The organism is Pseudoalteromonas pernae, from assembly GCF_039831865.1.
In the GTDB taxonomy this organism is placed as follows: Bacteria; Pseudomonadota; Gammaproteobacteria; order Enterobacterales; family Alteromonadaceae; genus Pseudoalteromonas; species Pseudoalteromonas pernae.
Map to the genome: position 1 here is coordinate 448,757 of NZ_JBDODM010000003.1, position 15,314 is coordinate 464,070.

Genomic DNA, 15,314 nt, shown 5'->3' on the forward strand with positions numbered 1-15,314 from the left:
GCGTATACTAAAATTGTAGTTTACCATTTTATAGCAAATTGACCCAAGCCCTCACAGCATATAAGGCTTTGTATTTAGCGCGTAAAATCACCAATTCGTCGCGCCAATTCTACAGATAAATAACTTTGTTCTACAGTTAGTTAGATTCAGCCAACAAATAAAAAAGCAGGACTAACAATGAACAACAGCAATAAGTCTATCATCCCGCAAGAAGCCTTTGATTGGTACGACGAATACGCCCACGGCATGATGGACCGCCGCACATTTATGAAAAAGCTCGGCACCCTAGTAGCAGTAGGTTATTCAATGACAGCACTTACAAGCGCTCTGCTGCCTAACTATGCGCTGGCTGAGCAAGTATCATTTAACGACCCTGATATTATTGCCCGTTATCAAACCTTCGCTTCCCCTGCAGGTCATGGGGAAGGTAAAGGGTATCTTGTTACGCCAGCGAATATAGCAACCAACGCAGACACCAAGCTGCCTGTGGTGTTAGTAGTGCATGAAAACCGTGGCTTAAATCCCTACGTAAAAGATGTAGCCCGGCGCTTGGCCAAAGCAGGGTTTATCGCTTTTGCGCCAGATGCCCTGCATCCGCTTGGCGGCTATCCAGGAAACGATGATGAAGGACGAGCGATGCAGCGCTCATTGGACAGAGGAAAAATCCAAAATGATTTTGTGGCCGCGGCAAAGTTTTTAAAAGCGCACAAAAATAGTAACGGTAAATTGGGCGCGGTGGGGTTTTGTTTTGGTGGCTACATCGTTAATTATCTTGCCGCCGTAGACTCTGACTTACTCAGTGCGGGCGTGCCTTTCTATGGCACACCGGCAGAAGAGTCGCTGCGCCAGAACATTAAAGCCCCTCTTTTGGTGCAATTGGGTGAACTCGATGAGCGCGTAAATAACACTTGGCCCGCCTACGAAAAAGACTTAAAGGCGTTGGGTGTGCAATATCAGATGCACATGTATAAAGGTGCCAAGCATGGCTTTCATAACGACTCCACAGCGCGTTACGACGAAGAAAATGCCGAACTTGCTTGGCAGCGCACTATCGCATTCTTCACTCAAGAGTTAGTGGGTGCCTAAGGTCTGTTGATCTTTGAAGTATCAATTTTGTTCAAATCAAAGGCGTTCAATGCAAGGAATGGGTTATGTTGCATAGTGAGCTATGTTAATAGCCCATGACAGAGCAGTGTAAGCCTTTGGTTGAACCCTTTGGGCAGCCAGTATGAACCAGCTTGCGCGTTAGAAAGGCTGGCATCAACCAAGGTGCCTCGTCATAATGTCTGCAAACTAAAGTAATTCGATTCTGTATATGACTTATCTTTTAGCCACGACCTTATTGTGGGCATTTTCTTTTAGTCTGATTGGGGTGTATTTAGCAGGCCAAGTAGACCCTTGGTTTTCTGCGCTCACGCGCATTGCACTCGCCACAGTGGTCTTCCTACCCTTTATGAGATTGCGCTCATTGTCACGAGAACTATTCATCAAACTTATGGCCATAGGCGGGATACAATTGGGTTTGATGTATGGTTTTTACTATCATTCGTTTTTGTACCTCAGCGTGCCCGAGGTATTGCTGTTTACGGTAATGACGCCTCTATACGTCACTTTATTAAACGATGCGCTAGACAAGCGCTTCAACCTCGGCTTTTTTAGCGCCGCCATGCTGGCCATTATCGGTGCGATTGCTATTCGCTATGACGGCGTAAATCAGGGCTTCTTGATTGGCTTTGCCATCGTGCAAGCAGCAAACATGTGTTTTGCCAGTGGGCAGGTGCTGTACAAACGTTTGATGGCAAAACATCAAGGAGTCACCCAACATCAAGTGTTTGGATGCTTTTTCATAGGTGCCTTGGTGGTGTCGTTGCTTTGTTACGCCCTATTTAGTAATCACACGCAATTACCCAGCAACCCAACCCAATGGGGAGTACTTATTTATTTAGGTTTAATTGCCTCGGGTCTGGGTTATTTTGCGTGGAATAAAGGGGCAACACAGGTTAATGTGGGTACGCTTGCGGTCATGAATAACCTGCTAATTCCCGCTGGAATTCTCGTTAATGTACTTATCTGGAATCGTGATGCCGATATTGTACGGCTGAGTATTGGTGGTGCCTTAATAATGGCGGCGTTGATCATCAATGAAAAGTACTTCAATAAACACCACAGCGCATAATTTTGGCAAGGGGGTTTACACCCCCTGTGCTTTTTCTACAGCATACTTTTTAGAACATCATCCTTTCGAATGAAGTGATGATACAGCGCAGCGCAAACATGCAAAGCTACCAGCGCTATCAAGCTCACAGCCAAGAATGAGTGCAACATAATAAACACTGCATATAGCTTAATGTCGGCAGATGACGCTCCCGCGATGTTGAACAAGGAAAACACCGATACAGGCCGCGCAGCAAAATACTGCATTAAGAGCCCTGAAATCGGCATTAAAATCATCAATACATACAAAGCATAGTGTGAACCATGTGCTGCTTTACGCTGCCAATTCGGCATGTCCCCGGGCAGCGTGGGGGGTGGTAGCATGCAGCGATTTACAAACCGAAAAATTACCAACACTGCCGCCAATACGCCTGTGCTTTTATGCAAAGAAAGTAACGCTACTTGCCACACTTCTAAGCTTTTAACCATCGCCAGTCCTGCACTGAGCATAGAAATAATCAATGCCGCCATCGCCCAGTGTAGCGCTCGCATGGACCAGTGGTATCGAATCACTCGACTAGTCATCACGCCCCTCCTTCACTTGGCCTGTTAGCGATTCAATCGCGCGGCGACGATATGATTCAGCATAGGCTGCTGAACGCGCTCGTAAAATAGGATCTTTGGTCGCTTGTATACCTGATGGAAGCACCAGAGGGTCAAAATTGATGTCATCGCACGGCCCCCCTGTTTGCGCTTGCCATTGCTCAATTACGACCTGACCAGCAACAATTTTCTGACGCGTGTTTGGCCAGCTCTTCGCTGGGTTGTTTTCATCATCTTCTGGTGCTGCAAGCGTAAATTCCCAATCAAACACCACTGGCGCGTTCGCTAGGCGTTGTTGTAACTCATTAAATAAGGCGTTCTCACCTGTGAATCGCTCCACTGATACAGGGGTCACATTCGCTGGCTTCATGGACCAGCGCACCGCTTGGTGTTCTTTGTTTTCATTCACTAAATAAAATGCATTGATACTGTGATAGGTCTCATGAGCAAAGCTATTCGTAGGCATATAGCTGGATTTCCACACGCGAAAGTCCTCACTTTCAGGGTGCGCTGCAAAAAACTCGGCGATAGCTTTTGGTCCTGCTTTAATCGCCATAATTTGCTGATAAAAATCATGAGGGTTAGAAACGGCCATAACAGGCGGTGTATTCATTGCCACGCGCCACTGCTGTGTATTGTCGGCATTAAAGCTTAAGGCAAAACTGCGCACGGGGGCTTTTAAATCCGGCGCGTAAGGATTATTGCCAGCAATCGAGACTCGACCGACGAACGGCGTGATACCCGCCTCAAACACGGCGGCTGTACTGTAACTGTGTAAGTTACCATTAGAAATAAACTGGCCACTTACACACATCCCTTTTGCATGTGCACGGCGAAAACCTGGGTAGTCCGAGTCGCCCTGCTGTAAGTCAACAAACTGCTGCGCCGTTACTGTGGGTGCTTGCGCTAACACCGGGGCGCTAATCAGCAACAACAAAGCACTAAGATATTGGGTCATTTTGAGCATCCATATTTCGTTTGATATTAAAGATGAGATAAGGAAATACGCTTCAATAGACCTGTTAGAACATTATTTTATTTCAGCTTATTCTAGGGTTTTTGACCTTTGCTGTGTGTTTTTGCAGCAGCCCAAAGGGGTCAACCAAAGGCTTACACTGCTCTGTCATGGCCCATTAACATAGCTCACTAAGCAACATAACCCATTCCTGCATTGAAAGTCTTTGATTTGAACAAAATTCATACTTCAAAGGTCAACAGACCCTAATAATTGTCTGACACGCGCCTGCAATTGCGGGATAACATCTTGCTCAAACCAAGGATTGCGCTTAAACCAACGATTATTACGGGGGCTAGGGTGAGGCAAAATAAGTTGTTCAGGCCAGCTTGAACGCCAATCTTCAACGGCCTCAGTGACCGTTTTATAGCGCATTTTACTGTGATAATTCATAGCGTATTGACCCAAAACCAGCGTTAGTTTTCGATTTTTTAACTGGGTCATAATATCAGCTCGCCAAGTTTGCGCGCACAGTGGCAATGGTGGCAGGTCACCATTTTTGCCTGTACCAGGGTAGCAAAATCCCATAGGCACAATGGCAAAGTTGCTAGGGTTATAGAATTCAATCTCAGAGACACCGAGCCATGAGCGCAGACGTACACCACTTGGGTCTGAAAACGCCTTACCCTGCTCATGGGCGCGAATACCCGGCGCCTGCCCTGCAATCAATATTGGGGCGCTATCGGTTAACTGTAAAATAGGTTTTGGTGGCTGTGGTAATCGCTCTTTACACAAGGTACAGGCGCGAATTTTATCAATCAGTTCCATAACCTTGAAACCTCCCTGACAACAACTTGTCTGTTTGAGTGCCCTACACCGAGTAAATTTAGAATCGGTATAGATCACTATTTTACTAACTTAATTATCGCTAACTCATTTAAGTGTACAAACAACATAGCGTGTTCATTGTTATCACTTAATCATTACAACCAATTGAAATATAGAACTATTTTTACGATTCATGCCATCTACTTTAGCAATTCAAGTTAGTAAAATAGCGATCTGCGATCGATGTAGATCAGAGTTTTACTAACTTAGCCAAAGAATATTAGCCGCTCTTCTTTGTAATAGCCCTTTAAGTCACTAAAAAAGCCATACAATGCGGTGCATTATATGGCTTCGGTGATGGGTAATCTTACATTGCGTTATTGCGAGTGGCGCAGATCAGATTTTTACTAACTTAACAGCTCTCTGTTAGTAAAATCATGATCTGTAAACCCCCTTTACAACTTTATTCCTATTTATTGGTCCACCAAAATAAGCTTGTCTACTTCGAATCCACGTTGTGCCAATGCTTGTTTGAAATCATTGATTCTCTGCTCATCAACTTCGGGCGTGCGCGATAATAACCAAGCATAATCGGTGTTAAAGCCGCTGATATAGGCGTATTGGTAGTCTTGCTGGTCCAAATCAAAAATTACGTATGAAGAATAGAAAGGGCCAAAAAACGACACCTTTAAGTGCCCTACATCACTGCTGTCAACGAATTTAGCCTTACCCTCTGCGCTTGACCATTCATTTTGCTGTGCATCGTACCCTTTGTTAAGCACCTTCACAGACCCGTCATCGTTGATACTGTAAGTTGCCGTCACCTTCGATAATCCTTCTTCAAATGAATGCGGCATTCTAGCGATTTCATACCAAGTACCCGTATAGCGAGACAATTCAAATGGTGTGACAGGCTTAACCTGCTCGGGCATTGACGTGCAGGCACTGAGCACCAAGGTTAGTAAAATAATGATCTTATTGCGCATTGATTGTCCTCATCATGCATTGTAGAAATTGATTAATATTAACTATTTACGTTTAATCCAGTGGGATGGTTTAATTAACTGTAGATTTAATTTTTGATTTTTAACAGCCTACACAGCTTAATGCGTATTACTGTATTGGATCAAAATTTTACCAAGAGCATCGAAATATATGACCCACGAAGTAGGCTTTGGTGATAGCCAAGCAGCGATACGCGTGTATGTGAAAAATCGCCCGAACCTCATCCAATTCCACCAACTGGACCGCCTTATTGCGCTGAACAAACAGGCTATCGAGCAAATCAATGCTGAAGCTGGGAACGGTTGGCGCAAAGTCTTTAATGTCTATGCGAAATGGCTATTCGCTTTGCGACCACAATACATCGACTTTTCCGACATTCGATCATGGCAATCCTTACGCGATGACGTCTTGCTCACATTAGGCTCAAAAACCGCCCTGCTATTTAGCAAGCCAGAGTTTACAAAGCCCGCGCTACATGTCATTGCAGGACGACAATATGCGAAAGAGCTCGGAAAAGATGATTCAGTTGGTATAAATCTGATCTGGTTGGATGATGAATTTGCTATAGACGCCCACAAAAATTTAATAGTCTGCCCTTATTTTGACTACCGCCAACTTAGTAATATTAAGATAGATAGACTCTGTACGCTTATCAAAGACATGGAAGCGCGTCGGTGCGAGCCTTTATAATTGTGTAAATTAAGCACAGCGCCTAAATTTAACTACACTGAAAACATGAAATCTGTTGCTAGGATGCCTTGTGAAAATACTCGTTGTTGACGATATGCCGCTGATGCGTCACGTGATGATTAACATGCTGCGAAAATTGGGCTACAGAGATGTTGTGGAAGCAACGGATGGCAGCCAAGCGCTGAAGTTGTTGCAATCGACCAAGTTTGACTTGGTGTTAACCGATTTAAATATGCCAAAAATAAGCGGTAAAGACTTGTTTATGACGATTCGCAGCAACAAAGAATGGGGTTATATACCCGTTATCGTTGTGACTTGCGAAGACCAAAAAGACATAGTGACAGAGCTTATAAGAGCCAATGTGGATGGCTTCATTGTAAAACCTTTCAACCTAGCTACGCTGAAAAAACAAATCGACCACCTTCAAAAGGTCCAAACTCAGGCTACTGACAGCGCACAACAAACCCAGTAAAGCTCAGAGCTTTAAAATAACAATGTGCGACCCCAAAACCATTGTGCTCCAATAGTTCAGCAAAACGCATGCGATCGAGTGCAAAGAATTCTCGTTCAAATGCGGCTAGAGTGCGTTCTACGCCGATATCCGTGAGTCCTAGTTGCTGGCATACCTGAAACTGTGCGTCACGTTCAAATGGTGTCTCTGGCTTCATTAAATCTGCAATCCAAAGCCAAGCGCCGCTAACGAGCTGATTGCGAATCGCCTGTAACAATTTCGCTTTAGAGCCGTCATCCGGCACGAAGTGCATCACCAATAAGCACAGAGCCGCATCGAATTGCCCTTCTAAGGCGTTTAAATCACCACAATGGATTTGCACCCTGTTAGCGATGCCAGCTTGGTCAAAATGCTGCTGCGCTATCGCCAACATATCCTCGGATATATCTTGAGCGACGAAGTGCATATTCGGGTTAGCTTGTGCCAACGCAATCACCTCTTTGCCTGTGCCTGCGCCAACAACCAAGACTTTCGCGTCAGCCTCTAGTTGCACTTGGCACTGCGCAAATGTCAGTTGATGCAACAACTCATAACCAGGGACGAGGCGCTCTATGCGCTCATCGTAGTTTGTCGCTTCATCACCTTTAAAACTTGGCATGTTGCCTCCTAAGCCTTTTATTCACACACTACTTCAGAATAGCCGCCGGGGCGCTTCTTAACCTTGATCTGAGTCGCAACACGCTCAGTTAGTTGCGCAACGTGAGAAATCACACCAACTTTACGCCCCTGAGCCTGAAGGTTATCCAACGCGTCCATGGCCACATTAAGAGTCTCAGCATCCAAAGTGCCAAAGCCTTCATCAATAAACAAGGACTCAATTTTAACCTTGTTCGATGACAAAGATGCCAGACCTAGAGCCAGTGCCAACGACACCAAGAAAGATTCGCCGCCAGAGAGCGTATTGACGCTGCGTTGCTCGTCGGCCATATCTTGGTCGATGATGGCAATATCAAGCGTACCTGGGATCCTAGTAAGGCGGTAGCGTTTAGATAACGTGCGTAAATGCTGATTAGCGTAAGCAAGTAGGATAGCCAAAGTTTGACTCTGGACTAGGTTGCGCAAGCGCTTACCCTGCGCATCTCCAAGAGCTGAATTCAATGTGCTCCAAGTAGCCAACTCGCTCTGCAACGTCTGTAACTGCGTTGCTTTATCCGCGAGCTGACGTAAATTCTGCTGATGATTCTCAAGCTTAGCTGCCACTAAGGTTAATTCTTGTTGAACCTGTTCAAACGCTTGCTCTGCTTGAACCTTTTGAGCGCCTAAAGCCTCCTCACCGATTGCCGGTCGAGTCGCTTTGTGCATCTCAAGTTTCTTAGCAGTTTGTTCAGACTGTGCCTCAATCCTGATTAAGCTTTGTTGCAACTGCGCCTCACGCGACAGCGTCTGCTTAATCTCATCTTTGTTTCGAGTTAGTAAATCCGTGATCTCAACTTGAGTGAGTTCAATCCCTTGTGCATGTTGGTCTTCTATCCAACGCTTAATGTTCGTTTCAAGCTCAGCAATGTCAGTGTGTAACTGAGAACAATTTTTTACTAAGTGCTCGTGTTCTTTGCGCTCTAGCTCTAGTTGGCTTTGCTGCTGTTGAAGAGCTTGTTGTGCTTGCGTCAGGAGTTTTTGTGCCTGCACAGCGCCTTGTTCTAACTCCTCAAGCATTGCTCTTGGATCATCACTGTCTTTGACTAACTCATTACGTTTAGTTAGTAAAATCGTGATCTGGTCGCGGATTTCCGCCTCCTGTTGGCACACTTTTTTATGCTGCTGTGTATGACTGTCTAACTTAGTAAAATTCTGATCTCTCACTTTAGAGATTTCTGTCAGCCGTTGTTCCATAGCAGCAATTTGTTGCTGATTTTGCTCAAATGCTAGCTTTTCTTGTTCGCGCTCAGGCCAAAGTAAAGCCAGCGCTTGTGCATCTGCCTGCCACCACGGGGCGGCCGAAAACACCTGCTCTAAATGCTTTATAGACTCATTGACTTGTGCTTGCTCGTTAGCTAGCTCATCACTTACACGTTGACATTGCAGTTGTAACTGCTGGTGTTGTTGTTGGATTTGCGCATAATGCAACTGCAATTGTGATTCTGTCTGGGCTATTTTTTGTTGCTCAGATCGCAATTTTACTAACTGCTCCTCCAACGATTGCGTTCGCAACACTTCATGTTCGAGGTCTACAATCGGGTTAGTAAAATAGTGATCGCTCAAGTCATCAAGCGCTTGTGCTCCACACAGCTCCTGCAAGCGCTCTGCGAGCTGCGCCAATTGCTGCGTTGTTTGTGCAAGGTTATCTTTAGTAGCAGATAGCTGCTGATCACCTACACGAATAGACGTTCGGATCTCATTACAGTTAGTTAAATATTGATCCAACTCCGCTTTAGCACGATGTGATTGCTGTTCAAAATCACCAACCAGTGCCCTAAAAGCCTCTGAACTAGCACCATGCTCAGCAAATGGATGGTTTGTAGAGCCGCACACCATACACGGCACTGAGTCCTTTAGCTGAGTACGTAAATGCGTGATCTGTTCACTTGCCCTCAGTTGTACCTGCTGCAACGTTTGCTGTGCTTGCAAAAGGCTCTGCTCTAGCACCGCTTGCTTCGGTACTAATTCATTGAGCTGCTCATTGTAGTTGCTTTGCTGCTGTTCTATTGCTGCTAGGCTAGATTGCAGCTCATCACGCTGATTACGTAACCCTTGCCATGCGCGGTAATTTTCTAGGCCTTGGCGCCATTGATTAAGCTGCGATTGCAATTGCGCAGCAGAGCGTCCTTGGGTCTTCGCTTGCACATCATCTATTTGCTCATTGAGTACATCGCGCTGCGCACGGATGCTTGTGAGCTTCTGCTCAAGCTCGGCCGAAGATGTGGCGCTGCTTTGAAGTGATACCTTAAGTTCTTGTAACTGAGCATTTTTCTGGCCGCTGCGCTGATGGAATAAGGTGATACTCGACCATAAATGTTGATAGTGAGACCAATTTTTTACTAACTCAACAAGCCAAGGTTGCGACGCATGCTTTTCTTGCGTTGTGAGTAATTGGGAGTTAATACTTGCAAGCTCCTGGTCCAGAGCAAGATTAGCGTTATTGATTGCCTGCATCGCCTGCTCAATATCGTCTTGCTCTGCCCGCACCTTTTCCAAACTACCACGACTCTGCGCCAAGCTTATATCCAATTCAATAGCTTGATTTAGGCGTGGTTTTGAAAAATTAAGGTGTTGCTCTGCTTGCGTGGCCGAATTTTGACTTGCGCTTACGTTTGCAGCTGCCGATTCAACGCGCTGCGCTGCGCTGCTTTCTTTGAGCGTATCAAGTCTCGTTTGATGCTCCGCCAGGCGGGCGCGAGCACGCTGTTCATTTAAGATCGTATCTTCAATCTGCCAGCACGCAGAAACACGTTTTGCATCAGCAAATTCATGTTCAGATACAGTAACCTGTGTTTTTATATCGTTGAGTTGTTGCTCTAATGAGGTTAACTCATCACTTAACGAGCGCTCATTTTTAAACCACAATAACTCAGACGCCAGCGCTTCAATGGTTTGCTTACGTTGCGTTTGCGCCTCTCGCCCTTGAATTAGTGCGTCATTCAACTCACTTTCTTCTTCTTCACTAAGCAGATGCACCGCATTCATTGTCTGTTGGAACAGCTCAACTTCATTTAACTTGGCCTTATAGCCTTCGAACACACGCTGACCAACGAGTGAATATTTTTGTGTGCCGCTTAAACGCTCAAGCAGTGCCGCTCGCTCATCACCTTGAGCTCTAAGAAACGCTGCAAACTCGTTCTGCGCTAACATCACAGCTCGTGAAAATTGCTCGAAGTTAAGTCCAACCAGACGCTCAATCACTTTCTTAGTTTCCGATTTTGCATCAGTCACCAAGGTTTCATCAGGCATTAGATACAGCGCATGGGTAGGGGCTTGCAATCGCCCCTGCGCTTTTTTACGCGCCCGCGCCACTTGCCAAAAAGCGCGATACTCTTTGCCATCTATGGCTATAAAATCAACTTTAACCCAACCGGAACCTGTGCCTCGGCGCAAAAGATGGCGAGGATCGTTTAGACGAACATTATCGCCATTGAAGTCTATTTTTTGTGTGCTTTCGTTGCTTAATCGAGCAGTCTTGTCATACAAGGCCAAACACAGCGCATCCAACAATGTACTTTTCCCAGCGCCTGTATCACCGGTAATTGCGAACAAGCCGGTATCACTGAGTGGCGATTCGGTAAAATCAATATCAGCGTCAACTAATGAAGCTAAGTTATGTATTTGCAGACGATTAATCTTCATCAACTCGCTCCTGCTCAATATCAGATACCAATTTACTGAATAGTGCTTTGACTTCTTCAGTCACATCCTTTGCTTCTAATTCGGGGTGCTCGTTAATGGCAATTTCCAGCAGCCGACCAGCGTCAAGACGTTCTATTTCATTTAAATCTTTTAGCTCTAGTTCGTCAGCGGTTTTATCGAGTTCTTGGCGAACACGCTCAATACCACAAAACAATAAATCTTTACCCTCTAATGCTTTATCAATTTGCTCCCTAAAATCGGGCGCCATTTCCTTACTCGATAAGCGTACACGGATATAACCAGCACTCTCATCGCTTGCTGGCAGTGCCTTTATCTGCGTACAAACTTCCTGTAACGTCGCTAGGCCTTTGTCAGGCACTACATGCAGGTGCTTAAATTTAGGTATGTAAAGGGGGTTTACATTAATCGAGTTTTCGCCTAGCAAATCAACAATAACACACTGATGTTTATAGTTTTTCTCTGAAAAAGACATGGCGAATGGCGTCCCGCTATAGCGGATATATTCATTGCCATTGACGCTTTGTGCTTTATGCAAATGACCAAGCGCGACATAGTCGGCTTGTTGAGGAAACACATCTGCGCCTATCGCATCCTCACCACCAATCACCAACGCTCTCTCTGAGTCTTCACTGACTGCCGCACCACGTGCATGCAAATGACCCATAGCGACAATTCTTGCATGTTTGGGTAATTCTTTGGCAGCCAATATCGCGTGATAAGCTTGTTTTACAGACGCACTATAACTTTGCTTAAGATTTAAGATATCGCAGGCGCGTAGATAGGGCAGGGCAAGAATCGCAACATAGTCTTGGCCTTTTTCAATCTCTATCAAACAATTTTCAGGATTTTGCGATTCAAAATGACCAACAACCTGGGTATCAAATTGCGCCAGTAAAGGCTTGGCTGTGGTGATACGTTTGGCTGAATCATGGTTGCCCGCGATCACTACAATATGTAACTCAGGACAGGCTGCCTTTGCTGATTTGATAAATTGATAGAATTGGTTTTCGGCTCGGGTAGGGGGGTTAGCGCTGTGGTAGATATCGCCACTGATGAGCAAAACATCAATTTCTTGCTCAACTAACTGAGTGAGCAGCCAAGCTAAAAATGCTTGATGCTCATCGAAACGCTCGTGCTCGTAAAAGAGCTGCCCTAAATGCCAATCTGAAGTGTGAAGTAAGCGCATGAATTAGAATTATTAACTTCTGATGCGCTCACTATATCACGGATAAAAGAGATAGAGAGTGTTAGTGGGTGAACTGCCACCAACTCACTATTAACACCGGAATGGCAACAACAATGGCCATCAAAGGCACACGAATGCCGCGTTGATATTGGGACTTAGTTCGACGAATAGCGGTTGTCTCATCACACGCTGCTACCTTATCAATGTAAAAGTAACCATTGTCTAGGTATTGCTTACAATCCTGCTCATCTGCAGGAATTGCAATTAACTCGTTGTTCTTTTTGAGGACATAAAAATCCATAGCACCACCAATTTTTTATCTGCTATGTGCGAATCTAGTGAGCTTCCTTTCGCTTACTTTATGTAACAATAAATGTGCCAAAACACTTATTGTTGTCCCTGTTTTATTGTTCACGAATTAAAAAAGTGTGCGATTCTAAAATTAATTACCTCCCAATTTCAACCCCTGAACTGGTTATTTTACTGCCATACTGGCAACCCCCTTTACAGGGTATTGTGTTAACAACATGAATTTGCACAGCTATTGACCGCAATTGCCTGCACTTTATCGCGTTCTCGTTGCACCTGTTGACTACTTTTGCAACATTGTTGACCCTGAATTAGCTATAAAAATAAATCATGTATAAATATAAAGGTACCGCCCTTGCTGTTGGGGCGTTGGCGCTGTTAAGCCAAAGTGCGCTGGCGAGCATTTCGCAAACAAAAGGCAGTTTTGAAGACAAGTTCCGTCAATTAGATGAAACTCTCCCTACACCGAATATTTACCGTAGCGCCGCAGGTGAGCCTGGAGAGCGTTATTGGCAGCAAAAAGTCGATTATGATATCGATGTAACCCTAGACGAGAAAAATCGCCGAATAAGCGCCTCACAGCGTATTGAGTACAAAAATAACTCCCCTCATACGCTTCGCTACTTATGGTTACAATTAGACCAAAATATTTTTAAAGCAGACTCCATTGCCGAGCGCACCAAGACCTTTAACTCAGGTCTTGAAGCTCAGCCTATCGGCAAAGCGAGCAAGTTAAGCTTGTCACAACTTCGTCGCATGCAATTTCTTGCGGATAATGAGCCAGGTTTTGTCGTTAGCAATATCAAAGACGGCAGCGGCAAAGAGTTAAAAGCCACCATCGTCGATACGTTGATGCGTATTGACTTGAACGAGCCTCTGCGCCCTGGAAAAAGCGTTGAATTTGCCATGGACTTCAACTTCAACATTATTGAAGAAGACGCAGTCGGCGCACGCAACGGTTATGAGCACTTTGAGAAAGATGGCAATGACATCTTTTTAATGGCGCAATGGTTCCCGCGTCTTGCGGCATACACTGACTATGAAGCATGGACCAATAAAGCCTTCTTAGGTAGCGGCGAGTTCACTCTTGAATTTGGTGATTACGATGTCGAGATTACAGTGCCAGCAGACCACATCGTCTCTTCGACAGGTACTTTGGAAAATGCTCGTTCAGTGCTTACCGCAGAGCAGCGTAAACGTCTGGAGCAAGCCAAAACAGCAGAGCGACCTGTCTTTATCGTGACTGAAGAGGAAGCCTTAGAGAACGAAAAGGCAGGCACTGAGGACACAAAAACATGGCACTTTAAAGCGGATAATGTGCGTGACTTTGCGTGGGCGTCATCACGTAAGTTCATGTGGGATGCTAAAGGTTATCAACAAGGTGGCAGCGAGCAACCTCTTGTGATGGCGATGTCTTTCTACCCGAAAGAGGGTGGGGACCTATGGAAGAAGTACTCTACGGAGTCAGTGATCCACACTATGGAAGTGTATTCGCGTTATTCATTCGATTACCCTTACCCAGTGGCGCAGTCAGTCAATGGTCCTGTTGGCGGTATGGAATACCCAATGATCACCTTCAACGGCCCACGTACGGAGCTTCGTGATGACGGTACGCGCACCTATTCGCAAGCAGAAAAACGCTTTCTCATCGGCGTTGTTATCCACGAAGTAGGCCACATTTATTTTCCAATGATAGTGAACTCTGACGAACGTCAGTGGACGTGGATGGATGAGGGCTTAAATAGCTTCCTCGATGGCGTTGCTGGTCGTGAATGGGATCCTAACATTCCGTGGGGTGTTGAGCCTCGCGATATTGTCGAGTACATGAAATCTGAGCACCAAGTACCGATTATGACGCAATCAGACAGTGTGTTGCGCTTGGGTCCAAATGCTTATACCAAACCAGCTGCAGCGTTGAATATTCTTCGTGAAGTGATTCTAGGTAGAGAATTGTTCGACTTTGCATTTAAAGAATATGCCAACCGTTGGAAGTACAAACGCCCAACACCGGCTGATTTCTTCCGTACCATGGAAGAAGCGTCAGGGGTTGACCTAGATTGGTTCTGGCGCGGCTGGTTCTACAGCACAGACCACGTGGATATTTCTCTAGACAAGGTATATAAGCTTCGCCTTGATACCATGAATCCAGACATTGATTTCAATCGCCTACGCGAGATAGAGATGAATAAACCGTCGTCTTTATTTGTTGAGCGAAATAAGCGTGAAGGCCGTGAGCTTTGGATTGATAAGAACAAGGATATCACCGACTTTTACGATGAAAACGACCGTTTCACCGTCACCAACAAAGAGCGCAACAGTTATCAAAAAATGCTGAGCAAACTCGACCCATGGGAAAAGCGCACGCTTGATAGAGCCGTAGCCGAAGACAAAAACTACTACGTACTGCAATTTAGCAACCTAGGTGGTTTGGTGATGCCTATTCTATTAGAGCTCACTTACGCAGATGGCACTGTAGAGGAGCGTTATATTCCAGCAGAAATTTGGCGTCGTAACAGTCGTAATGTTGAGAAACTTATCGTTACCGATAAAGACAAGGAAATCACTAGCATCGCTGTCGATCCAGGTTGGGAGACGGCTGACGTTGACGTATCAAACAATTATTATCCGCGTCGAATTATGGAATCACGAATCGAGACGTATAAGCGTAAACAAAGCAAAGACAAGGTGAGACGTGACATTATGCACGACATCAAAACTGAGCTTAAAGACGTGAACAAAGACGAGGAGAAAGAACAATAATGCCAGCACTTAAA

Annotated in this window: 13 protein-coding genes; 5 read left to right on the top strand and 8 right to left on the bottom strand. The window is 45.3% G+C overall.

All coding sequences use genetic code 11. The annotated features are described in order from the left end of the window. Window positions 1-177: 177 nt before the first annotated feature. Both V1358_RS09925 and V1358_RS09930 read left to right on the top strand, forming a co-directional pair. A complete protein-coding gene (locus V1358_RS09925; RefSeq protein ID WP_347393443.1) occupies window positions 178-1,086 on the top strand; it encodes a dienelactone hydrolase family protein in 909 nt (302 codons plus the stop codon). 229 nt (window positions 1,087-1,315) lie between these two features. Then, window positions 1,316-2,176: a carboxylate/amino acid/amine transporter gene (locus V1358_RS09930; RefSeq protein ID WP_347389823.1), complete on the top strand. Its 861-nt coding sequence runs from the start codon at window positions 1,316-1,318 to the stop codon at window positions 2,174-2,176. Window positions 2,177-2,211: 35 nt separating this feature from the next. Here the strand turns inward: V1358_RS09930 and V1358_RS09935 are convergent, their stop codons facing one another. The 4 genes from V1358_RS09935 to V1358_RS09950 form a co-directional block, all read right to left on the bottom strand. After that, complete coding sequence (locus V1358_RS09935) at window positions 2,212-2,739, bottom strand: cytochrome b (RefSeq protein ID WP_347393444.1); 528 nt, start codon at window positions 2,737-2,739, stop codon at window positions 2,212-2,214. Next, a complete protein-coding gene (locus tag V1358_RS09940; RefSeq protein ID WP_440589881.1) occupies window positions 2,732-3,724 on the bottom strand; it encodes a catalase family peroxidase in 993 nt (330 codons plus the stop codon). The genes V1358_RS09935 and V1358_RS09940 overlap by 8 nt, the downstream gene beginning before the upstream one ends. Window positions 3,725-3,961: 237 nt before the next feature. After that, window positions 3,962-4,540 carry a uracil-DNA glycosylase family protein gene (locus tag V1358_RS09945; protein WP_347393446.1) on the bottom strand — a complete coding sequence of 193 codons (579 nt, stop codon included), beginning with the start codon at window positions 4,538-4,540 and terminating at the stop codon, window positions 3,962-3,964. Between the two features lie 473 nt (window positions 4,541-5,013). Next, window positions 5,014-5,526 carry a lipocalin family protein gene (locus V1358_RS09950; RefSeq protein ID WP_347393447.1) on the bottom strand — a complete coding sequence of 171 codons (513 nt, stop codon included), beginning with the start codon at window positions 5,524-5,526 and terminating at the stop codon, window positions 5,014-5,016. Window positions 5,527-5,695: 169 nt separating this feature from the next. On the opposite strand from V1358_RS09950, the gene V1358_RS09955 reads away from it, so the two are divergent. Together V1358_RS09955 and V1358_RS09960 are read left to right on the top strand one after the other, a co-directional pair. Then, window positions 5,696-6,235, top strand: a complete 540-nt coding sequence (locus V1358_RS09955; protein WP_347393448.1) for a DUF6942 family protein — start codon at window positions 5,696-5,698, stop codon at window positions 6,233-6,235. A 70-nt stretch (window positions 6,236-6,305) separates the two neighbouring features. Further along, window positions 6,306-6,707 carry a response regulator gene (locus tag V1358_RS09960; RefSeq protein ID WP_347393449.1) on the top strand — a complete coding sequence of 134 codons (402 nt, stop codon included), beginning with the start codon at window positions 6,306-6,308 and terminating at the stop codon, window positions 6,705-6,707. Here V1358_RS09960 and V1358_RS09965 read toward each other — a convergent pair. From V1358_RS09965 to V1358_RS09980, 4 genes are all read right to left on the bottom strand, one after another. Continuing rightward, window positions 6,679-7,344, bottom strand: a complete 666-nt coding sequence (locus V1358_RS09965; protein ID WP_347393450.1) for a class I SAM-dependent methyltransferase — start codon at window positions 7,342-7,344, stop codon at window positions 6,679-6,681. The two genes, V1358_RS09960 and V1358_RS09965, sit on opposite strands and share 29 nt — an antisense overlap. A 17-nt stretch (window positions 7,345-7,361) precedes the next feature. Next, window positions 7,362-11,024: an AAA family ATPase gene (locus tag V1358_RS09970; protein WP_347393451.1), complete on the bottom strand. Its 3,663-nt coding sequence runs from the start codon at window positions 11,022-11,024 to the stop codon at window positions 7,362-7,364. Continuing rightward, complete coding sequence (locus tag V1358_RS09975; protein WP_347393452.1) at window positions 11,014-12,231, bottom strand: exonuclease SbcCD subunit D C-terminal domain-containing protein; 1,218 nt, start codon at window positions 12,229-12,231, stop codon at window positions 11,014-11,016. Before V1358_RS09975 ends, V1358_RS09970 begins: the two co-directional genes overlap by 11 nt. Window positions 12,232-12,292: 61 nt before the next feature. Then, entirely contained in the window at window positions 12,293-12,532 is a 240-nt protein-coding gene (locus tag V1358_RS09980) for a hypothetical protein (protein WP_347393453.1), read from the bottom strand. A 338-nt stretch (window positions 12,533-12,870) separates the two neighbouring features. Between V1358_RS09980 and V1358_RS09985 the strand changes: the two genes are divergently transcribed. After that, window positions 12,871-15,300 carry a M1 family metallopeptidase gene (locus V1358_RS09985; RefSeq protein WP_347393454.1) on the top strand — a complete coding sequence of 810 codons (2,430 nt, stop codon included), beginning with the start codon at window positions 12,871-12,873 and terminating at the stop codon, window positions 15,298-15,300. The last annotated feature ends 14 nt before the right edge of the window (window positions 15,301-15,314 follow it).